This window comes from Celeribacter litoreus (assembly GCF_020165855.1).
Lineage (GTDB): Bacteria > Pseudomonadota > Alphaproteobacteria > Rhodobacterales > Rhodobacteraceae > Celeribacter > Celeribacter litoreus.
Map to the genome: position 1 here is coordinate 77743 of NZ_JAIUFY010000014.1, position 20853 is coordinate 98595.

16 protein-coding genes are annotated in these 20853 nt (G+C 60.3%); 11 read left to right on the forward strand and 5 right to left on the reverse strand.

All coding sequences use genetic code 11. The features are described from left to right. Positions 1-160: 160 nt before the first annotated feature. On the reverse strand, positions 161-988 hold the full coding sequence (locus tag LA304_RS13995) for a ferritin-like domain-containing protein (protein ID WP_224503789.1): 828 nt from the start codon (positions 986-988) through the stop codon (positions 161-163). Continuing rightward, positions 985-1443: a thioredoxin-dependent thiol peroxidase gene (gene bcp, locus LA304_RS14000; protein WP_224503790.1), complete on the reverse strand. Its 459-nt coding sequence runs from the start codon at positions 1441-1443 to the stop codon at positions 985-987. Before bcp ends, LA304_RS13995 begins: the two co-directional genes overlap by 4 nt. A 119-nt stretch (positions 1444-1562) precedes the next feature. On the opposite strand from bcp, the gene LA304_RS17905 reads away from it, so the two are divergent. The 6 genes from LA304_RS17905 to LA304_RS14030 all read left to right on the forward strand — a co-directional run bounded on the left by LA304_RS17905 (position 1563) and on the right by LA304_RS14030 (position 10880). Next, positions 1563-4952 (forward strand): YhdP family protein, encoded by a 3390-nt coding sequence (locus LA304_RS17905; RefSeq protein ID WP_224503791.1) that lies wholly within the window; start codon positions 1563-1565, stop codon positions 4950-4952. A gap of 17 nt (positions 4953-4969) precedes the next feature. After that, positions 4970-6022 (forward strand): tRNA preQ1(34) S-adenosylmethionine ribosyltransferase-isomerase QueA, encoded by a 1053-nt coding sequence (gene queA, locus LA304_RS14010; RefSeq protein ID WP_224503792.1) that lies wholly within the window; start codon positions 4970-4972, stop codon positions 6020-6022. 41 nt (positions 6023-6063) lie between these two features. Then, the gene (locus LA304_RS14015; protein ID WP_224503793.1) at positions 6064-7341 is read left to right on the forward strand and encodes an MFS transporter; all 1278 of its coding nucleotides are present in this window, start codon (positions 6064-6066) and stop codon (positions 7339-7341) included. A gap of 117 nt (positions 7342-7458) precedes the next feature. Further along, positions 7459-8061, forward strand: coding sequence for a DUF924 family protein (locus tag LA304_RS14020; protein WP_224503794.1), 603 nt, complete (start codon positions 7459-7461; stop codon positions 8059-8061). A 272-nt stretch (positions 8062-8333) separates the two neighbouring features. Next, entirely contained in the window at positions 8334-9728 is a 1395-nt protein-coding gene (lpdA, locus tag LA304_RS14025) for a dihydrolipoyl dehydrogenase (protein ID WP_224503795.1), read from the forward strand. Between the two features lie 186 nt (positions 9729-9914). After that, positions 9915-10880 carry a LysR family transcriptional regulator gene (locus LA304_RS14030; protein WP_224503796.1) on the forward strand — a complete coding sequence of 322 codons (966 nt, stop codon included), beginning with the start codon at positions 9915-9917 and terminating at the stop codon, positions 10878-10880. Positions 10881-10995: 115 nt separating this feature from the next. Here LA304_RS14030 and LA304_RS14035 read toward each other — a convergent pair whose 3' ends face one another. Continuing rightward, positions 10996-11355 (reverse strand): rhodanese-like domain-containing protein, encoded by a 360-nt coding sequence (locus tag LA304_RS14035; RefSeq protein WP_224503797.1) that lies wholly within the window; start codon positions 11353-11355, stop codon positions 10996-10998. Between the two features lie 230 nt (positions 11356-11585). On the opposite strand from LA304_RS14035, the gene uvrA reads away from it, so the two are divergent. Together uvrA and LA304_RS14045 are read left to right on the forward strand one after the other, a co-directional pair. Next, complete coding sequence (gene uvrA, locus LA304_RS14040) at positions 11586-14477, forward strand: excinuclease ABC subunit UvrA (RefSeq protein ID WP_224503798.1); 2892 nt, start codon at positions 11586-11588, stop codon at positions 14475-14477. Then, positions 14474-14917 carry an NUDIX hydrolase gene (locus LA304_RS14045; RefSeq protein WP_224503799.1) on the forward strand — a complete coding sequence of 148 codons (444 nt, stop codon included), beginning with the start codon at positions 14474-14476 and terminating at the stop codon, positions 14915-14917. The genes uvrA and LA304_RS14045 overlap by 4 nt, the downstream gene beginning before the upstream one ends. Here LA304_RS14045 and LA304_RS14050 read toward each other — a convergent pair. Then, on the reverse strand, positions 14874-15602 hold the full coding sequence (locus LA304_RS14050) for a hypothetical protein (RefSeq protein ID WP_224503800.1): 729 nt from the start codon (positions 15600-15602) through the stop codon (positions 14874-14876). The two genes, LA304_RS14045 and LA304_RS14050, sit on opposite strands and share 44 nt — an antisense overlap. Positions 15603-15726: 124 nt before the next feature. After that, complete coding sequence (gene serS, locus LA304_RS14055) at positions 15727-17019, reverse strand: serine--tRNA ligase (RefSeq protein ID WP_224503801.1); 1293 nt, start codon at positions 17017-17019, stop codon at positions 15727-15729. Between the two features lie 253 nt (positions 17020-17272). Here serS and LA304_RS14060 point away from each other — a divergent pair, with 253 nt between their 5' ends. The 3 genes from LA304_RS14060 (at position 17273) to secD (ending at position 20830) form a co-directional block, all read left to right on the forward strand. Then, positions 17273-17671, forward strand: a complete 399-nt coding sequence (locus tag LA304_RS14060; RefSeq protein ID WP_224503802.1) for a VOC family protein — start codon at positions 17273-17275, stop codon at positions 17669-17671. Positions 17672-17796: 125 nt separating this feature from the next. Next, positions 17797-18126 (forward strand): preprotein translocase subunit YajC, encoded by a 330-nt coding sequence (yajC, locus tag LA304_RS14065; RefSeq protein ID WP_224503803.1) that lies wholly within the window; start codon positions 17797-17799, stop codon positions 18124-18126. Positions 18127-18202: 76 nt separating this feature from the next. Continuing rightward, a complete protein-coding gene (gene secD / locus LA304_RS14070) occupies positions 18203-20830 on the forward strand; it encodes a protein translocase subunit SecD (RefSeq protein ID WP_224503804.1) in 2628 nt (875 codons plus the stop codon). Positions 20831-20853 lie beyond the last annotated feature (23 nt).

Below are 20853 nucleotides of genomic sequence, written 5' to 3' on the forward strand. Positions count from 1 at the left end.
AGGGGGGAGGGGGCAACGATTTTGCCCCGTGATTTGCCGCATTCTTGTGCTATGCGCCGGAAACCACTCATTATTGGCGGTTTTTTGCCTATGTTTTCGCCAAACGATTAGGCGCTGCCGGGGCGAAGCAGCGAGTGAACGCCCCGACAACTCAATGTTTTCAGGCCCATGCCGGCGGCAGTTCATCCGCTAACGGCCAGTAGAAGTCCGGTGGCATACCGGCCTCGGCGCGCTTTTCCTCGTTGAAGGGCGGTTTCGTGCCTCCGGGGAAATAGCGGCGGACGAGGGCGTGGAATTCGTCTTTCGGGTCGATCCCCTGACGCCCGCAGAGGAAGTTGAACCATTTGGCGCCATAGGCCACGTGCCCGACTTCCTCAGCATAAATGACATCGAGCGCCGCGACGGTCTCTTTGTCTTTGGCTTGCGTGAAGATCTTGATCATACCCGGTGTCACATCAAGACCGCGGGCCTCAAGGACCATGGGCACCACAGCGAGACGGCCCATGATGTCGTCCACGGTATCCTCCGCTGCGCGCCACATGCCCGCGTGCGCAGGCAGGGCGCCGTAGAACGACCCAAGCGCCTCCAACCGGTCGCAGACGAGGTTGAAGTGTTTGCTCTCCTCATCCGCCGATTTCACCCAGTCGTCATAGAACCCGAGCGGCATGTCGATATCCGTGAACCGCGCCACGATGTCCCAATGCAGATCAACCGCGTTCAGTTCGATATGCGCGATGGCGTGCAGGATCGCGATGCGGCCTTCGGGGCTACCCGGCTTGCGCTTTGGCACATCGCGCGGGTTCAGGAGTTCCGGTTTTTCCGGACGTGACGGCTGAAGGGGCGGAGAGGCAGTGCCGATCTCGATCGGGGTGCCCGCCGAACGGCTCTCGCGCCACATCTCCGCGTAGCGATGGCTGAGCGCGGTTTTCTCGCGCCCATCCGCAGTCCGCAAAACGGCCTCCGCCATTTGCGCGAGGGTCAGGCTCATGCTTTGACGGCCTCAAGCACCTCTGCCGCATGGCCCGCGACTTTGACCTTCGGCCAGACCTGCGCGACCTTTCCGTCCTCATCAATCAGGAAGGTGGCGCGGACGATTCCCATAAAGGTTTTCCCGTACATGCTCTTTTCCTGCCAGACGCCGTAATCTTCGCAAACGGAGCCGTTTTCATCAGACAACAGCGGGATGCCAAGCGAATGTTTGGCGCAGAAGTTTTCGTGTTTCTTGACGCTGTCTTTGGAGACCCCGAACACGAGCGCCCCCGCAGCAGCGAATTCGTCCTTGAGCGCGGTGAAATCGAGCGCTTCGGTGGTGCAGCCCGGTGTGTTGTCCTTCGGGTAGAAATAGAGAACAACTTTCTGTCCGCGCAATGCGGAGAGGGTCACATCCTCACCTCCGTCGCGGGGCAGGGTAAAATCCGGTGCGGTCGAGCCAATCTCCAACATGTCCGTCGTCCTTCTCGTCTAAATCGTGAGTTGCAAGCAGATCAGCTTTCGTTTTAGGGCGCTTTGAGAGAAGATAAAACACGGTCGCGCATTTTCTGCAGTGACCGCCCGAAAACCGCGTGCGAGACCAACCGTTGTCCCAAGACCCCGCCACACCAGAGCTGGAGAAAACTCCGCCTGAGACCGCCGAGACCAAAGCGGATGTGACGGCTGTGGAAACGCCCGAGGCTGCGCGAGAGGCGAGGCGAAAAGCGCGCCGAGAGGCACGACGAAAGCGCAAGATTCATCACCGGATCGTCATCTGGACTCTGATCCTGTTGTTCGTTCTCACGGTTGCTTCGGGTGTGGCGTTTTTGGCCTTCACGGGGCGGCAAATTATTCTGCCGGATACGATCACCCAACAGATCGAACAACAGATCAATCGCGACCTGAACGGTCCGGAAGTGTCGATCGGTCAGGTTGTTACACTTGTCGAGCGCAATTTCGTCCCGCGCGTCACGGCGCGCAATGTCGGGTTTATTGATGCGAGCGGCGCAGAGATCGCGCGCTTCAACGAATTGCGGGCCGTTCTGTCGCGGGATGCTCTCAAAGAGTGGCAGCTGCGCCCCGATACGCTTCGGCTCCGTGGTGCGCAGATCACCGTGCGGAGGCGCGAAGATGGGGCGTTCTCGCTTGATTTCGGAGGCGCAGGTGGCCTCGCAGGATCCGGTGCGGATGTGCTCGAAGGCTTGGATAAGGTGTTCTCCGACGAGCCGCTCAACACCATTCGCACGGTTGAGGCACGCGACATCACTGTCACGCTCGAGGATGCACGCTCTGACCGGATTTGGCAGGCGACCGATGCTGTCGTCACGCTGTCGAATACGGAGACAGCGGTTGAAATCGGCCTGAACTTCGAACTGTTCAACGGGACAGAGGACCTCTCGGAAATCGAGCTGAGGTTCACTTCACATAAGGGCTCTCTGGCGACCTCGGTTTCGCTCAACATGACCGATGCCCCCACGCAGGACTTTGCCCTTCAAAGCCCCGCGTTGTCCTTCCTGTCTGTTGTCGAGGCGCCGGTGTCAGCCTCCATGCGTGCGGAGATCGACGGCGAGGGCTTGCTCAGTTCCTACTCCGGCACCCTGTCGATCGATGCAGGCCGGATCAACGCGGGGCAGGGCGCAGACCCGATCGCCTTCGAGGGCGCGCATGGCTATTTCGACTATGACCCAGAGCGTGAACGGATCACCTTTCCCGAGATCAAGCTTTCGACCGACGCTCTGGAGATGACGGGACGGGGGCATGTCCTGCTGTCCGAATTCGAGGGCAACTGGCCACAAGCATTCACCGGCCAGTGGCAATTCTCGGAGCTTAAGGTTGATCCGGAGGGCATGTTCGATGCGCCTCTGGTGTTCGATACCTTTTCCACTTCGGCGAAACTCCGACTGTCTCCCTTCACGCTCGACGTGGGGGAGTTCGCGCTCGAACGCGACGGCGTTTGGCTGCGTGGGCGGGGGCGGGCGGCGGCAACGCCGGAGGGCTGGGTTGCGGGGCTCGACCTGAACGCTGAGGAATTGGAGCAGTCCGATCTCCTCGCGCTTTGGCCTCCAGCGGCTGTTTCAAAGACGCGCCTGTGGCTGGCGGACAATATCAAATCGGCGACCTATCGCGACCTAGATCTCGCGTTCCGGTTCGCACCGGGGCAGACGAAGCCGACACTCGCACTCGATTGGGATTTCGACAATCTCGACCTGCGATTCATCAAGACCCTTCCGAATGTCAAAGGGGGGCATGGCTACGGCGCGATTTTTGATAATCGCCTGACGATTGCGGTCGATGGTGGCGAGGTCATGGCGCCCCAAGGCGGCATGGTCGATATGGCCGGCACCGTGCTCACCATCCCCGATATTTCGGTCAAGCCAGCGCGCATGGACATCGCGCTCCGGACGGCGTCGCCCATTGAGGCTGGCCTGTCGCTCATGGCGGAGCCGCCGTTCAGCATTCTGAGAGAGGCCGTGTTCGGGCCGGACGTTGCGACGGGATTTGCGGAGCTGCGCGGGCAGATTTCCTTCCCGCTGATCCAGAAGGTGATGACGGAAGATGTCAACTTTTTGCTGACGGGCAACCTGAATGACGTGGCTTCCGACCAACTGATGCCCGGTCAGGTTCTGAGCGCGGATCAACTCCGTCTCGTCGTCGATCCCTCCGGTGTCGCCATCTCCGGCGCGGCGAAGATTGGCACCGCGCAGATGAGCGGCCAGTGGCGCAAGAATTTCGGGCCGGAGCACAGGGGGCGCTCTGACATGACGGGCATCGCCCGCCTTGATCAGAACCTCCTCGACACGTTCAACATCCTTTTGCCGGAGGGCATGGTTTCCGGGGTGTCGGATGCGGCGCTGACAGTCGCACTCCGCAAAGGGGAACCGCCAGCGTTCAGCTTAATCTCCGATCTTATCGGGACGCGTTTGAGCATACCGGCGCTCGGGTGGGCAAAGGCTTCCGGCACCCAGGGCGAGTTCGAACTCGCCGGAATGGCGGGTCCTGCGCCCGAAGTCACTCGACTGGAAATTGCTGGCGCGGGCCTCTCTGCTGAGGGTGGGGCGGTGACGCTCGACAATGGCATCTTTCGGGATGTGAGTTTCGCGCGTCTGGCCCTCTTTGACTGGTTGGATGTGCCTGTCCTCATCGAGAGTCAGGGGCCCGATCGCCCTGTTCGCATCTCTGTGAACGGTGGCAGCATTGATCTCACACGCAATACCTTCGGGGCTGGCGGCGGCAGCGCGTCAGTGCCAATCGTGGCCACTCTCGATCGCTTGACGTTTGCGAAAACCCAGTATCTGACAGGCGTTTTGGCGCAGCTCACCGCGGGGCCGCTCGGGGTGAACGGGGACTTCCGTGGCTATCTCAATGGCACAGGGGCTCTGACCGGAACGCTCAGTCCCGGGGCCTACGGTCCGACAATTCAGGTGCGGTCCGAGGATGCAGGGTCTGTCGTGACGGCATCCGGCGTGCTTGGCAAAGCAGCGGGCGGGTCGTTGGCCGCGACGCTCACGGCCTTACCTGAAGATGGCGGATATCAGGGCCGTGCGGAAATCAAAAACATCCGTGTGCGCTCTGCTTCGACGTTGGCGGAATTGCTCTCGGCTGTTTCGGTCGTGGGGCTGCTGGATCAGATGGCGTCTGGTGGCGGCATCCTCTTTAGCACCGTACAGGCCGATCTGACGATCCGGCCTGGCACGATCACAGTCCGTGACGGCACGGCAGAGGGGCCGTCGCTTGGCATTTCCATGGAAGGCCTCTATGACGGCGCGGCAAACCGGTTGGACATGCAGGGCGTGATCTCTCCGGTCTATTTCATCAACGCGCTCGGTCAGGTCGTGTCGCGGAGAGGCGAGGGCTTGTTTGGCTTCACCTACACATTGACGGGACCGGCGAGGTCCCCGTCGATCATGGTCAACCCGCTCTCGATTCTGACACCCGGCCTGTTCCGCGAAATCTTCCGCTCGAAACCGGCGGGCGAGCCTTAGGGCCCAGAAAGACTGTCATGAAACTCTCTGATTTCGATTTTGATCTGCCAGAAGACCTGATTGCCACGCGCCCGGCGAAGCCGCGCTCGTCTGCCCGACTGCTGGTTGCGACGCCGGATGCGATGCACGACGGCCATGTAACGGATTTGGTGGACTGGCTTAATCCCAGCGACCGTCTGGTGCTCAATGACACAAAGGTGCTGCCCGCGCGTCTCACGGGCAAACGCGGGCGCGATACGGCGCAGGGGTGGCAAGAGGCCAAGATCGAAGTCACGCTTCTGGAGCCTCAGGCAGAGGGCGGCGTGTGGCGTGCGCTGATCAAACCGCTCAAGAAGGTGAAGGAAGGCGAGGAAATCCGCTTTTCCGACGATCTGTCCGCAACGCTTACCGCGAAAGAGGAGGGCGCGGCCTATGTGGCGTTCAACCTCACCGGCGAGGATTTTGATCGCGCGCTGGCGGAGGCAGGCTCCATGCCGCTCCCGCCATATATCGAAGCCAAGCGCAAAGCCGACGCGCAGGACAAGGAAGACTACCAGACCGTCTGGGCCCGTAATCTCGGCGCTGTCGCAGCCCCGACCGCATCCCTCCATTTTGACGAACCGCTGCTCAAACGTCTGATCGAGAAGGGCGTCGAATTCACTCATGTGACGTTGCACGTCGGGGCAGGGACCTTTCTGCCTGTGAAGGTCGACAATGTGGACGAGCACAAGATGCACTCGGAATGGGGCGAGGTCTCCGAGGGTGCGGCCATCGAGATCAACACCACCAAACAGCGCGGCGGGCGGGTGATCCCTGTCGGAACCACCGCTCTGCGCCTCATTGAATCCGCGGCACCTCAGCCCGGCGTGATCGCGCCGTTTCTCGGTGACACGGATATCTTTATCAAACCGGGATACGAGTTCCGGATCGCTGATGCGCTCATGACAAATTTCCATCTGCCGAAGTCGACGCTTCTCATGCTCGTCTCTGCTTTGATGGGCACGGAACGGATGCGTGAGGTCTATGCCCACGCGGTCGAGGACCGGTATCGGTTCTTCTCTTATGGCGATGCTTCGCTTCTCATACCCTGATCCCCCTTTTACCAAAGGGTCGAATCTGTCAGGCAGGACCAATGACACACGTATTGCGCACAACCTCTCCGCTCCTTCTCGGGATCATGCTTTTGATGATCGGCAACGGTCTACAAGGCACCCTTTTGGGTGTCCGCGGCACCGCCGAAGGGTTCTCTACCTTCGAGATCTCTATTGTCATGTCCGGCTATTTCGCGGGGTTTCTCGGGGGATCTCAGGCCGCGCCGCGCCTGATCCGGCGCGTCGGGCACGTGCGCGTGTTTGCGGCGCTGGCCTCGTTTATTTCGGCCGCGCTCATTCTCTTTCCCGTGGCGACGAACCCGTGGGTCTGGACCGCGCTGCGTATCGCGCTCGGGTTCTGTTTCTCGGGGGTGTATGTGACGGCGGAAAGCTGGCTGAATAACTCCACGTCGAATGACCAGCGCGGCAAGGTGCTCTCCGCCTATATGCTGGTGCAGACGCTCGGCATCATCGTCGCTCAGGTGATCCTCGCCCAAGGCGACCCGTCCGGCTACGTGCTCTTCATCATTCCATCTGTGCTCGTGTCGATCTCGTTCGCGCCGATCCTTCTGGCGGTGACACCAACGCCGGCATTCGATACGACAAAGCCGATGACGCTGCGCGAGTTGCTGCGCGCTTCACCGCTCGGCTGTGTCGGGATGTTCCTGATGGGCGGTGTCTTTGCCTCACAGATGGCCATGGCCGCAGTCTACGGCGGGCAGGCCAACTTTAACCTCGCGCAGATTTCCGGCTTTGTGGCCGCAATCTACCTCGGCGCGCTCGTGCTTCAGCTTCCGATCGGCTGGCTGTCGGACCACTCCGACCGTCGTAAAGTGATCCTCGGGGCAGCCGGTGTCGGGGCCTTGGCCTGTCTCTTCGGGACGCTTTTCTCTAGCACCTACATTTTTATCCTCGCCGCGGGCTTTGTCGCAGGCGGGATGGCAAGTCCGCTCTATTCCCTGCTCATCGCGCATACCAATGACTATCTCGAACCGGAAGATATGGCGGCTTCGTCTGGCGGTCTGATCTTTATCAACGGGGTTGGCGCCGTGGGTGGTCCGCTCATCGCAGGTTGGCTGATGGGAGCCGTGGGCCCGCGCGGGTACTGGCTCTTCCAATTCGTGCTCATGGGGGGGCTCGCCCTCTATGCGATGTGGCGTATGACCCGACGCGCATCGGTCTCTGTCGAGGACAGCAGCGCCTATGTCGCCGTCTCGCCGTCGTCCACGCCTGTGGTTGCGGAAGTCGCGCAAGAAGTTGCCATTGAGATGGCAGAAGAGGCACAAGCGCTCGAAGAAAATGCAGAGGAACGCTCGTAAAGGTGTTTTTACGCAACATCTGATAACGTGACCCAATGTCGCGCATAATTAACTTGCCGGTCTTCATTCCTTTTGTAACGCTTGTGTAAAGACATGCCGTCAAAAGGAGTGAGGAAGATGGCAAACGCACAGGCACAAGAGAAAACCCCGGAAGATATTCTGGCCTTCTGGCTGGATGGGCTGACGCCGGCTGACTGGTATAAGGCTGACGCCGATCTCGACCAGCGCATCCGTGACGAGTTCCTTCCAACATGGGAAAAGGCTCAGGAGGGTGCGTATTCTCTTTGGCTCACGTATCCTTCCGGAGCGCTTGCCTACATCATCCTGACGGACCAAATGCCGCGCAATATGTTCCGCGGCGACGCGTGTGCATTTGCGATGGATAACGCCGCCCGCGCGGCGGCGAAGGCTGCGATCGACAAAGGGTGGGATCTGCGCATTGACTCGCCCGCGCGTCAGTTCTTCTACTTGCCGCTCATGCACTCAGAGAGTCTCATGGATCAGGAGCGTTGTGTGCGCCTGATGTGTGAGCGCCTCGAAGGCGGTGAGAGCAACCTTCTGCACGCCAAAGCGCACCGCGAGGTGATCCGCCTGTTCGGTCGCTTCCCGTATCGCAATGAGGCCCTGTCCCGCTCGACCACGGCACCGGAAGCCGCGTTCCTGTCTGGTGGCGGCTATGCGGCCGTCTACAACGGATTGAACGAGGTCCGCGCGGCATAACTCGCGCTAGCTGGCCTCAAGGTATTGGACCCGTCGCTTGACCAGCGGCGGGTCTTTTCGTTTCCTAATCGGAAGACGCGCCATCTATGCGTTTCCAGGAGCAGCTATGCGCATAGCGGGATGCAGCCTTTCATGCGGGCCGCGTCTAAAAAGTTGCTCCGTTTTTGGGGATAGTTTAATATCAAACTAATATTCGACGCGCCGTTGAGGTGCAGACGATTCACGCGATAGACTTTGTTATTCGCTCTACTCGAAGATCCTGGGAGGACTTTATGGCTGAAACGAACTTCGACCTCGTTGTAATCGGGGCTGGCCCTGGTGGGTATGTTGCTGCGATCCGTGCGGCACAGCTTGGCCTGAAAGTCGCCTGTGTAGAGCGTGAGAACCTCGGCGGCATTTGTCTGAACTGGGGCTGTATCCCGACGAAGGCGCTGCTGCGTTCGGCTGAAGTCTTCCACAACATGCACCGCGCCAAAGAGTTCGGCCTGTCGGTGGAGAATGTGGGCTTCGACCTCGATGCCATCGTCAAACGCTCCCGCGGCGTGTCCGCGCAGATGAACGCGGGGATCAAGGGCCTGTTCAAGAAGAACAAAGTCACCTCGATCATGGGTGAGGCGAAACTCGCCGGTAAAGGCAAGGTCTCCGTCAAAACCGACAAGGGCGAAGAGACCCTGACCGCAAAGAACATCATTGTGGCAACCGGCGCGCGTGCCCGCGAACTTCCGGGACTTGAGGCCGACGGCGATCTCGTATGGACCTACCGCCATGCGCTCGTCCCCAAACGGATGCCGAAGAAACTCCTCGTGATCGGCTCCGGCGCCATCGGCATTGAATTCGCGTCCTTCTACAACACGCTCGGCGCAGAGACGACGGTCGTCGAGGTTATGGACCGCGTGCTTCCGGTCGAGGACAAAGACATCTCCGCGTTTGCGAAGAAGCAGTTTGAAAAGCAGGGCATGAAAATCCTGCAGAAAACCACGGTCAAGAAACTCGACCGCGGCAATGGCAAGGTCGTTGCTCACTTTGAAGCGGGCGGCAAAACCTCGACCGAAGAGTTTGACACGGTCATCTCCGCAGTCGGCATCGTTGGCAACGTGGAGGGGCTCGGCCTCGAAGAAGCGGGCGTGAAAATCGACCGCACCCACGTCGTGACCGACGAATACTGTCGCACCGGTGTGGATGGTCTGTTCGCGATCGGCGACATCGCAGGCGCGCCGTGGCTCGCCCACAAAGCCTCGCACGAGGGTGTGATGGTCGCAGAACTGATCGCAGGCGAGAAAGCCCACCCGATCAAGCCGAACACCATTGCTGGCTGCACCTACTGTCACCCGCAGGTTGCCTCCGTCGGTCTGACCGAGGAAAAGGCGAAAGAAGCGGGCTATAAAGTCAAAGTCGGCAAATTTCCCTTCATCGGCAACGGCAAGGCCGTTGCAATGGGAGAGGCCGAAGGTCTCGTGAAAACGGTGTTCGACGAAAAGACCGGCGAACTTCTCGGTGCGCACATGGTTGGCGCGGAAGTGACCGAGATGATCCAGGGCTACGTCATCGGCCGTCAGTTGGAGACCACCGAAGAAGACCTCATGCAAACCGTCTTCCCGCACCCGACCATGTCCGAAATGATGCACGAATCCGTGCTCGCAGCCTACGGTCGCGCGCTCCACATTTGATCGGAGTGCGGAAACGCATTTAAGGATTTTGAAAGGCGTCTGAAGAGAAGTGGACGCCTTTCATACGTTTTTGGGTGGATTTGCATAAATTCATGCACCCCTCGCGCGCATTCATCACGATCTGTGATGCTCTTAATAATTCGCGCCCCTCTTGTGCATAAATGCGGGTCATGTAATCTGACCTACATGACTGATTGGGATTCTCTTCGTTACATTCTCGCGGTTGCGCGTGAGGGCGGCCTGTCCGGCGCCGCTCGCGTGCTTGGTGTCAACCACGCCACCGTGTCCCGCCAACTTGCAAAGGCCGAAGATGCCGCCGGTGTGCGCTTCTTCACCCGTCTTGCCTCCGGCCTTCAGGCCACGGAGGCTGGTCAGGTCGCAATTGCCCACGCCGAAGAAGTCGAAGCGCGCATGGTCGCCCTCGACATGGCTCTGGCTGCGCGCGACGAGACCGAACAGGGTGAACTGAAGATCACGACGCCGCCGCTCTTGTCCGGTGATCATTTTGCGGATGACATTCGCGAATTCAAACGCCTACACCCCGGGATCGATGTGCATCTTCTCGGCGCGACAGAGGTTCTGAACCTCCACCGCCGTGAAGCCGATGTTGCGATCCGTGTGACGCAATCGCCGGAAGAAAGCCTTTGGGGCCGAATGGTCACGCGCCAGCGCGCCGGTTGGTTCGCGTCGCCCGAGTTCATCGAGAAATATCAGGATGTGCTCGACCGCAAGGACACGGACACCGTGCTGCCCTACATCGCATTCTCCGCATGGTTTGCGACTTCGCCTGCCGGGTTGTTCTCCGACCTGCCGCCGTGTCGGCCTGCGATCAAAACCGATGACATGTTGTCCGCCATGGCGCTTGCCCGCAAAGGTGTCGGCATGGTGCGCACGTCGAACTTCCTCGGCGAGTCCGATCAGGGGCTCGTGCGTGTGCCGGGCATTCCTTTGTCGGATCACACTCCGGTTTGGGTTCTCACGCACCCCGACTTGCGCCACGTGCCCCGTGTGACAGAGTTCATGCGCTTTATCGCCGGTCGATTTACAGCGCGGCGTTCACTCTACATGGGACCGGATGACGAAGCTTCAGACACTGCGACGCGCTCTGACGGTGCCAAGCTTGAAGGCACAGTGTCCGAGGCCGCCCAGTAAAGGCCCGAAGCTTTGTGAAGGCGGCTTAGCGGTTCGGATCTTCGATCACAGAAAATGAAACGCGCCACGTCGGGAGGATGATGTGGCGCGTTATCTTTTGTGGGGCCTATGCCCCTCAGACGTTGTGCAGCTCACCGCCGCCGGAGACCCAGTTGTGCAGGCCGCCGAGGTTTTCAACGTCCTCATGACCGAGACGTTTCAGGAGGCTCACTCCGCTCGAAGAGCGGGCGCCGGAGGCGCAGTAGAGAACCTTCTTCGTCTTGGTGTCTTTCATTTCCGGCAGGCAGGTCGGTGAGTTGGGATCACAGAGACGCTGCAGGTCGGGGAGCGGGGCGTGGATCGCGCCCTTCGCGGTTCCGGACATGTGCAGCTCCATTTTGTCGCGCACATCCACGAGCACGGTCGTGCCAGCATCCAGACCGGCCTTCACATCTTCGACGGAGATTTTCGGCCCGCCGCCAAACAATCCGAACATAGTGCATTTCCTTTGCAGTCATGTCTTTTCAGTTGCCTTCGTTTTACGGCTGCACGGGGGCTCTGTCTGTGATGAAGTCACCTAGAGCCGCACGCAGGTCCGTCTCCTCCGCAAAACGGATGAAATTTCTTGCGAGACGATCAAAAGTTCTTGTTATGTTCTCAGTTTCTGGTTGGATAGATGCGCGTCCTCTCCTAGATAGGACATGTTCAGAAAGAGCGGATGGGGCCATGGCCGAATTAAAGTCTATCGAAGTGCGCGGCGCGCGTGAGCACAATCTCAAGAGCGTGGATGTCGATATCCCGCGCGATGAGCTCGTGGTGATCACGGGGCTGTCCGGATCCGGCAAGTCCTCTCTCGCTTTTGATACGATATACGCAGAGGGCCAGCGCCGCTATGTGGAGAGCCTCTCCGCCTATGCGCGTCAGTTCCTCGACATGATGGGCAAGCCGGATGTGGACCACATCTCCGGTCTGTCTCCCGCGATCTCGATCGAGCAAAAGACCACATCGAAAAACCCGCGGTCGACTGTCGGCACAGTGACGGAGATTTACGACTACCTGCGTCTGCTCTTTGCCCGCGCAGGAACGCCCTACAGCCCCGCCACAGGAGAGCCGATCGAGGCCCAGCAGGTGCAGGACATGGTGGACATCACCATGCGGCTCGAAGAGGGGACGCGCGGCTATCTCCTTGCCCCCATCGTCCGTGACCGCAAAGGGGAATACCGCAAAGAGTTTCTCGAACTGCGCAAGCAGGGCTTCCAGCGTGTGAAGGTCGATGGCGAGTTCTATGACCTCGATGAACCGCCGACCCTCGACAAAAAGTTCCGCCACAACATCGACGTGGTCGTGGATCGGATCGTCGTGCGTGAAGGTTTGGAGACACGACTGGCAGACAGCATGCGCACAGCGCTTGATCTCGCAGACGGGATCGCGATCCTAGAGACCGCGCCGCGCGACGACAGCGAACCGGAGCGCATTACCTTTTCCGAAAACTTCGCCTGCCCGGTGTCGGGGTTCACGATTCCGGAAATCGAACCGCGCCTGTTTTCGTTCAACGCGCCCTTCGGTGCGTGCCCTCACTGCGATGGTTTGGGCGTTGAACTATTCTTTGACGAACGTCTCGTCGTGCCGGATGCGGCGCTCAAAGTGGCCGATGGTGCGATTGCGCCATGGCGCAAAGGCAAGACGCCCTATTTCCTCCAGACCATCGAAGCACTGGCCAAACACTATGGGTTCAAACCCTCGACCCCTTGGAAGAGCCTGCCTGCCAAGGTTCAGAAAATGTTCCTCTACGGTTCCGGCGAGGAGGAAATCCAGTTCCGCTATGACGATGGAGGCCGCGTCTATCAGGTGGAGCGCACTTTCGAGGGCGTGATCCCCAACATGGAACGCCGCTACCGCGAGACGGACTCGAGCTGGGTGCGCGAGGAATTCGAACGCTATCAGAACAACCGCCCTTGCGGGCATTGCGGCGGCTATCGTCTCCGCGAAGAGGCGCTGGCGGTGAAGATCGACCAGCATCACGTCGGGCAGGTGGTCGAAAAGTCGATCCGAGAGGCCTACGCGTGGATCGACGGCGTGATGGAGACCCTCAGCCCGCAGAAGCAGGAGATTGCCCGCGCCATCGTGAAGGAAATCCGCGAACGCCTCGGGTTTCTCAACAACGTGGGTCTCGAATACCTCACCATGTCGCGCAATGCGGGGACGCTGTCGGGCGGGGAAAGCCAACGTATCCGCCTCGCGTCGCAGATCGGCTCCGGCCTTCAGGGCGTGCTCTATGTGCTCGACGAGCCGTCCATCGGTCTGCACCAGCGTGACAACGACCGTCTGATCGGCACGCTCAAGAACCTCCGCGATCAGGGCAACACCGTGATCGTCGTCGAGCATGACGAGGACATGATCCGCGAAGCCGACTACGTCTTCGACATGGGGCCGGGCGCGGGTGTCCACGGCGGTCAGGTCGTGTCCAAGGGCACGCCGAAAGCGATCGAAGGCGATGCCGCCTCTCTCACCGGTCAATACCTGTCCGGCACGCGCGAGATCGCGGTGCCCGCAGAACGGCGCAGGGGCAATGGCAAGAAAATCACCGTCGTAAAAGCGACCGGCAACAACCTCAAAGAGGTGACGGCGGACTTCCCGCTCGGCCAGTTCCTCGTGGTCTCTGGTGTGTCGGGTGGCGGGAAATCGACGCTCACCATCGAGACACTGTTCAAAACCGCCTCCATGAAGCTCAATGGCGCGCGCCAGACGCCTGCGCCCTGCGAGACGATCAAGGGTTTGGAACATCTCGATAAAGTCATCGACATTGACCAGCGTCCCATCGGTCGCACACCGCGCTCCAACCCAGCCACCTACACAGGGGCTTTCACCCCGATCCGCGACTGGTTCGCCGGTCTGCCGGAGGCGAAGGCGCGGGGTTACAAACCGGGGCGCTTCTCCTTCAACGTCAAAGGCGGGCGGTGTGAGGCCTGTCAGGGCGACGGGGTGATCAAGATCGAGATGCACTTCCTCCCCGACGTCTATGTCGAATGCGAAACTTGTAAGGGCAAACGCTACAACCGCGAGACGCTCGAAATCCAGTTCAAGGGCAAGAGCATTGCGGACGTGCTCGACATGACAGTCGAGGACGCGCAGGAGTTCTTCAAAGCCGTGCCGAGCATCCGTGAAAAGATGGATGCGCTCATGCGTGTGGGCCTCGGCTATATCAAAGTCGGCCAACAGGCGACCACGCTTTCGGGCGGGGAGGCGCAGCGCGTTAAGCTGTCTAAGGAGTTGGCGAAACGCTCCACGGGCCGGACGCTCTATATCCTCGATGAGCCCACGACTGGTCTGCATTTCGAAGACGTGAAGAAGCTACTCGAAGTGCTGCACGAGTTGGTGGATCAGGGCAACTCGATGATCGTCATCGAACACAACCTTGACGTCATCAAGACCGCCGACCACATCATCGATATCGGTCCCGAGGGCGGCGATGGCGGCGGGCGCATTGTGGCGACCGGCACTCCGGAAGAAGTCGCGGCGGTTGAGGCGTCTCATACGGGGCGGTATCTCAAGCCGATGTTGGAGAAGATCGCGACTCGCGGAAAGTCTAAGAAAACCAAACAGAAAGCCGCAGAGTGAGCCACACTGTGAGCCAGTTGCCGAAACTTGGCGCGCTTGCGGTCTGTGTGCGGGACGGGCGGTTTTTGCTCGTCCAGCGCAGCAAGGAACCAGACCTCGGCAAATGGGGCTTTCCGGGCGGTCATGTCGAGCTTGGCGAGAGCATCACAGAGGCGGCGGAGCGCGAGCTATTCGAGGAGACGGGGATCACCGCGCGGGGTGTGACCTCACTCGGAGAGCGCAGCCTGATCACGCCGGATCATAACTTTCTCCTTATCGCGATCCTCTGTGCGGATGCAGTGGGAGAGGCTGTTGCCGCGGATGATGCCGCCGCTGTGTGTTGGAGCAGCTTAGATGATATGAAGAGCGGCGCTCTGCCGCTCTCCGACGGTGTTGTCGCGCTGGCCGAGCGGGCGCTCACACATGATGCGGTTGCATCTCATGGCGGCGCAGACCTCTGAGCGCGTAGGCAAGCAGCCAGAGCGCCCCGAGACCGGCAAAGATCGCCACACCCCATTCAGATCCCCAGTTCTTTACGACGATCCCAATCAGTGCCCACGCAACGCCGAGCGGATAGAGCGGCGCATCCGGACGGGTGCGTGCGACGAGCATGGTGGTCAGGAGCGCACCGGCGAGGCAGATATAGGCCCATGTGACGTCCCCGAAGAAGATGCCATAGCCCGCGCCGACATAACCAAGGGAGGCAAAGGAGGCGGCTGTGAGCCAACCCGCAAAGAGCGCGACGGGGGCGCGGGCCAGCCACGGATCAAGGACGGGCGCCTTCTGCATCGCGATAATGGCGCCGAGGAGCATCAGGTAGATCAGCACGGTCGCTGCAATCGGGGACATGGTCGCGATGGTGAGCCACGGTGTGCCGATGACGAGGGCCGCAATCAGTGGCGCGCGCATGGGTTCCCAGTCAGTCGCAGTTGCGCGGCGGAAGAGGCCGAAGCCGGTGGAGATGATCAGCCAGAGGTAAATCACGCCCCAGATGGAAAACGCATAGCCCGCGGGTCCGATTGGCGCATTCGTTTGCGGGATCGGGAAGTCGGCGGGGTCATAGCCTTTGAAATCCGGCGCGATGAGAGGGCCGACGATGGCGAAGGCGAGGGCGGAGATGAAAGCGAGCAGGGGTGTCAGGCGCATGGGATTTTCCTCTTTGGGAAGAAAACGCGCGAGGCCCGTGTTTGGTTCATTTCTGTTTGAAAACAGCATGAAAAAAGGCGCCCGATGGGGCGCCTTTGAATGAGTATTTGTGCCAAGAAGAAGATCAGGCGAGGGTGCCCTCGGCGGTCAGCGTCAGCTTGCCGCGCAGGTAGGGCGACAGAGCCTCTGGCAGGGTGACAGAGCCGTCTTCGTTCTGGCCGTTCTCTAGCACCGCGATGAGCGTACGACCGACCGCGAGGCCGGAGCCGTTGAGCGTGTGTACGAATTCCGGCTTGCCGCCGTCTTTCGGTTTGAAACGGGCGTTCATGCGGCGGGCTTGGTAGTCGCCTGCGGTGGAGACGGAGGAGATTTCGCGATATTTGTTCTGACCGGGCAGCCAGACTTCGAGGTCGTGGGTGCGTTTCATGCCGAAGCCCTGATCGCCGGAGCAGAGTTTCACGGTGCGGTAGGGCAGGTTCAGCGCCTCAAGGATGTTTTGCGCCTGTTCGGTCATGCGGGCATGTTCGGCCTCGGATTCGTCCGGGTGGACGATGGAGACCATTTCGACCTTTTCGAACTGGTGCTGGCGAAGCATACCGGCGGTGTCGCGTCCGGCGGAGCCTGCCTCGGAGCGGAAGCACTGGGTGTGCGCGGCGTAGCGCATGGGCAGTTTGGCCTCGTCCACAACTTCGCCGTTCACGAGGTTGGTCAGCGTCACTTCCGCCGTCGGGATCAGCCACCAGCCGTTGGTGGTTTTGTAGCTGTCCTCGCCGAATTTCGGGAGCTGGCCGGTGCCGTACATCATCTCTTCGCGCACCATGACGGGCGTGATGGCTTCGGTCAGGCCATGCGCGTCGACGTGGGTGTCGAGCATGAATTGCGCCAGCGCGCGGTGGATGCGGGCCACAGCGCCGGACAGCACGACAAAGCGCGCACCGGCGAGTTTCGCACCGGATTCGAAATCCATACCGTCCACAACACCGGCGAGTTCGTAGTGCTCTTTCGGCGTGAAATCGAAGCTGCGCGGCGTGCCCCAGCGGTGAATCTCGACGTTGTCGTTCTCATCCGCCCCGTCCGGCACGTCGTCATACATGATGTTCGGAAGGCCCATGAGCATCTCGGTGAGACGGGCGTCTTCTTCTTTGGCTTCCTCGTTCAGGCGGGCGATTTCGGCCTTTTTCTCGGCCACAAGCACGCGGAGGCGTTCAAACTCGGCCTCGTCGCCTTTGGCCTTGGCCGCGCCCACGAGTTTCGATGCTTTGTTCTGCTCTGCCTTGGCTTCCTCGGCGGCGGCGATTTTCGCGCGGCGGTCAGCATCGAGCCCCAGGACCTCGGAGGACACCCCGGACAGTCCACGGCGCGCCATAGCGGCGTCGAACGCTTCGGGGTTTTCACGAATGGCCTTGATGTCATGCATCGGTCTGGTCCCTTGGGTGGTTGAATGTCACGGAGGCTTATGCCTCAGGGCGCGAGGGGGATCAACGGGGAGTTAGGGTTAGGGAGTGCGGAGTTGTGGGGGACGTAGGCGGAGGGATACTCTTTTATGACCAAATTCAGCTCATCAGTTAGCGTAACTTTAAAATCAGTCATGCAAAGGCTCTGTAAAATCAGGTGATCGCCCCTATATCACCACCAAACATCTGATCTGAGAACCCCAAAGGACTTGCCCTATGACTGCGAAAGCCATTCACTCCTGTATCCGTGTGCTCGATGAGGAGCGGTCGGTGCGGTTTTATCAGGAAGCGTTCGGGTTGATGGTGGCGGACAAGCTGGATTTCCCTGACTTTGCCCTGATTTACATGTCGAACCCCGAGAGTGCGTTCGAGCTGGAGTTGACGGTGAACAAGGGCACCGTGGAGCCCTATGACCTCGGCAACGGCTACGGGCATTTTGCGGTGTCGGTGGCGGACCTTGAGGCCGAACATGCGCGGTTGACGGAAGCGGGGTTGGCGCCGGGCAAGATTGTCGATTTTGCGCCTGCTGGGACCCGTGTGGCGAAGTTCTTTTTCATCACGGACCCTGACGGCTACAAGATCGAAGTGATCCAGCGCGGCGGGCGTTTCCTCTGAGCCGGATCAAAGCCCTGTCATCGCGGCGGGCTCTTGCTGGACAAGGGTCAAACACGCGGATAGGGTGCGCGCCAAATTCACGGGTGGCGAGGGGCCATCCGCCTTACCAATAAAGGGACCAAACCATGTTCGTGACCCCCGCTTATGCCCAGGCCGCAGGTGCCGGTGCGCCCAACGCAGCTTTCCAATTCCTGCCGCTGATCGCGATTTTCGCCATCATGTATTTCCTGATGATCCGTCCTCAGCAGAAAAAGATGAAAGAGCACCGCGCAATGATTGATGCCGTGCGTCGCGGCGATGAGGTTGTGACCGCTGGCGGCATCCTCGGCAAAGTGGTCAAGGTGCGCGAAGACGCCACCGTCGAAGTCGAGATTGCCGACGGCGTGAAGGTGAAGGTCCAGAAAGCGACCCTCGCCGCTGTGGTCTCCAAGACCGAGCCTGCGGCAGAGGCCTGATCTACGCAAACCTTTTGAGGCCCGCCGCTTGAGCGGGCCTTTTCCATTTCTGATACGACGTCTTTAGGACACCTCCATGCTGCAAATGCCTCTTTGGAAACGGATCATGATCTGGGGCTTCGTTGCCCTCGGCCTGATCACGGCGCTTCCCAACATCTTCTACCCGCGCGTTGAGTCGCATAACGATGCTCTCGTGGCGATCGAGACCTCGGGGGAGACTGCCGAGCGGGCCGCAGCGCGGGATGCATGGCCGTCGTTTTTGCCATCGGCGCTTGTGAACCTCGGTCTCGATTTGCGGGGCGGGGCGCATTTGCTCGGTGAGGTGAATGTCGAAGAGGTCTATGCAGCGCGTATGGATGCGCTCTGGCCGGATGTGCGCGATGCGCTGCGGGATGAACGCGCCACTGTTGGCACGATCCGCCGTTTGGATGCGCCCGAGGGCCAGCTCCGCGTGCGGATCACGGAACCGTCGGGCATGGAGACCGCTCTGCGGGCCGTGCGCGAACTTGGCTCTCCGGTCGTGTCGCTGTCGTCTGTCGGTGAGGATGACATCGACGTCTCTGCCGTGGATGACGTGATCACTGTGCAACTGTCCGAGGCGGAAAAAGCCGCGACCGACACACGCACGATGGAGCAATCGCTCGAAATCATCCGCCGCCGTGTGGATGAGGTCGGTACGCGTGAACCGACGATCCAGCGTCAGGGCGACAACCGTATTCTCATTCAGGTGCCGGGCATTGGCTCTGCGGCTGAATTGAAGTCGCTGATCGGGACCACGGCAAAGCTGACGTTCCATCCGGTCGTGGGCCGCACCACCGATCCGGATCAAGCCCCGGGCGCGCGCAACATGATTGCACCGGCTCTGAACGAGAGCGGCGTGTACTACATTCTCGAACAGACCGCAGTTGTCTCCGGCGATGAACTGACGGACAGCCAGCCGGCGTTTGACCAGAACGGGCGTCCGTCTGTGACCTTCCGCTTTAACCCGACGGGTGCGCGCAAGTTCGGCGATTACACGGCTGAAAACGTCGGTGCGCTGTTTGCCATCGTGCTCGACAACGAGGTGATCTCCGCGCCGCGTATTCAGGACGCGATCCGTGGTGGCTCCGGTCAGATCACCGGCTCCTTCACCGTCGAAGAGGCAACGGAACTGGCCGTGCTGCTCCGTGCCGGTGCGCTTCCGGCGAAGATCAACTTCCTCGAAGAACGGACCATCGGGCCGGAGCTTGGTGCAGACAGTATTGACGCGGGCAAGGTTGCGACGATGGTCGCCTTTGCCGCCGTGCTGCTGTTCATGGGGCTGGCCTATGGCCTGTTCGGAATCTTTGCCAACATCGCCCTCGTGATCAACGTGGGGCTGCTCTTTGGCCTTCTGTCTGCCATCGGCGCGACGCTCACGCTGCCTGGTATCGCGGGGATCGTCCTCACGGTCGGTATGGCCGTGGACGCCAACGTGCTGATTTTCGAACGTATCCGCGAGGAGTTGAAAAACTCCAAATCCACGGGCCGCGCCATCGAGCTTGGCTATGAAAAGGCGCTGTCGGCCATTGTGGACGCGAACATCACGACCTTCATCACCGCTGCGATCCTGTTCGTCATGGGTTCCGGTCCGGTGAAGGGCTTTGCTGTCACCCTCGCGCTCGGTCTGATCACCTCGGTGTTCTCCGCGATCTATGTGACCCGCGCGATGGTTGTCATCTGGTATGGCCGCAAGAACCGTAAGGGCTGGAAGCTCAACGGCGTGCACCTCGTGCCCGCAGAGACCGCGATTGACTTCTTCAAACGCGCCAAAGTTTCGTTCGGCTTCTCCGGCCTTCTGGTCGCAGGCGCTCTGGCCGCATTCCTCGCAATTGGCCTGAACTTCGGTATCGACTTCAAGGGCGGCACGACCATCCGGACGCAGTCTGAAACGGCTGTGGACGTGGGTGAATATCGTGACGCGCTCGCAGATCTCGGTCTCGGCGACATCACCATCACCGAAGTGTTCGATCCGAACTTTGATGAGAACCAGCACGTCGCCATGGTCCGCATTCAGGCCCAGGACGAAGTGGAGGCGATCACGCCGGAAACCGTCGCTGCCGTCGAAGCCGCGCTGCAAACGGTTGATCCGTCGATCACCTTCCCGAGTGTGGAATCCGTGGGGCCGAAAGTGTCCGGTGAATTGATCTGGACTGCGGTCGAGGCCGTCTGTGCCGCGATTGCTGCCGTGCTCTTCTACATCTGGCTCCGGTTCGAATGGCAATTCGCGCTAGGTGCTGTGGCCGCGCTCGTCCACGACGTTGTCATCACCATTGGTGTGTTCGCGCTCTTCGGCATCCAGTTCGACCTGACGATCATCGCCGCTCTTCTGACCATCGTGGGTTACTCGCTCAACGATACGGTGGTTGTGTTCGACCGCGTGCGGGAGAACCTGCGGAAGTATAAAAAGCTCGAACTCGCCGGCGTTCTGAACATGTCGATCAACGAGACGCTTGCGCGGACGATCATGACCTCCGGCACCACCCTGATTGCGCTCATCGCTCTGCTGGTGCTCGGTGGCGACGTGATCCGTGGGTTCGTGTTCGCCATGACGCTCGGCGTGGTGGTCGGGACGTGGTCGTCGGTCTTCGTCGCCTCCAACATCCTGCTCTGGCTCGGTGTGAAGCGTGACTGGGACAAGAAAGAGCCGACCAAAGGCATCCAGACCGACGGCAGCGCCGTTTGATCTGACCAGACAACCAAGACACA

What these genes read in the sequence shown, in the direction of transcription:
- LA304_RS13995 (WP_224503789.1), bottom strand. Translation starts at nt 988, where the DNA reads ATGAGCCTGACCCTCGCGCAAATGGCGGAGGCCGTTTTGCGGACTGCG.
- bcp (WP_224503790.1), bottom strand. Translation starts at nt 1,443, where the DNA reads ATGTTGGAGATTGGCTCGACCGCACCGGATTTTACCCTGCCCCGCGAC.
- queA (WP_224503792.1), top strand. Translation starts at nt 4,970, where the DNA reads ATGAAACTCTCTGATTTCGATTTTGATCTGCCAGAAGACCTGATTGCC.
- LA304_RS14015 (WP_224503793.1), top strand. Translation starts at nt 6,064, where the DNA reads ATGACACACGTATTGCGCACAACCTCTCCGCTCCTTCTCGGGATCATG.
- LA304_RS14020 (WP_224503794.1), top strand. Translation starts at nt 7,459, where the DNA reads ATGGCAAACGCACAGGCACAAGAGAAAACCCCGGAAGATATTCTGGCC.
- lpdA (WP_224503795.1), top strand. Translation starts at nt 8,334, where the DNA reads ATGGCTGAAACGAACTTCGACCTCGTTGTAATCGGGGCTGGCCCTGGT.
- LA304_RS14030 (WP_224503796.1), top strand. Translation starts at nt 9,915, where the DNA reads ATGACTGATTGGGATTCTCTTCGTTACATTCTCGCGGTTGCGCGTGAG.
- LA304_RS14035 (WP_224503797.1), bottom strand. Translation starts at nt 11,355, where the DNA reads ATGTTCGGATTGTTTGGCGGCGGGCCGAAAATCTCCGTCGAAGATGTG.
- uvrA (WP_224503798.1), top strand. Translation starts at nt 11,586, where the DNA reads ATGGCCGAATTAAAGTCTATCGAAGTGCGCGGCGCGCGTGAGCACAAT.
- LA304_RS14050 (WP_224503800.1), bottom strand. Translation starts at nt 15,602, where the DNA reads ATGCGCCTGACACCCCTGCTCGCTTTCATCTCCGCCCTCGCCTTCGCC.
- serS (WP_224503801.1), bottom strand. Translation starts at nt 17,019, where the DNA reads ATGCATGACATCAAGGCCATTCGTGAAAACCCCGAAGCGTTCGACGCC.
- LA304_RS14060 (WP_224503802.1), top strand. Translation starts at nt 17,273, where the DNA reads ATGACTGCGAAAGCCATTCACTCCTGTATCCGTGTGCTCGATGAGGAG.
- yajC (WP_224503803.1), top strand. Translation starts at nt 17,797, where the DNA reads ATGTTCGTGACCCCCGCTTATGCCCAGGCCGCAGGTGCCGGTGCGCCC.
- secD (WP_224503804.1), top strand. Translation starts at nt 18,203, where the DNA reads ATGCTGCAAATGCCTCTTTGGAAACGGATCATGATCTGGGGCTTCGTT.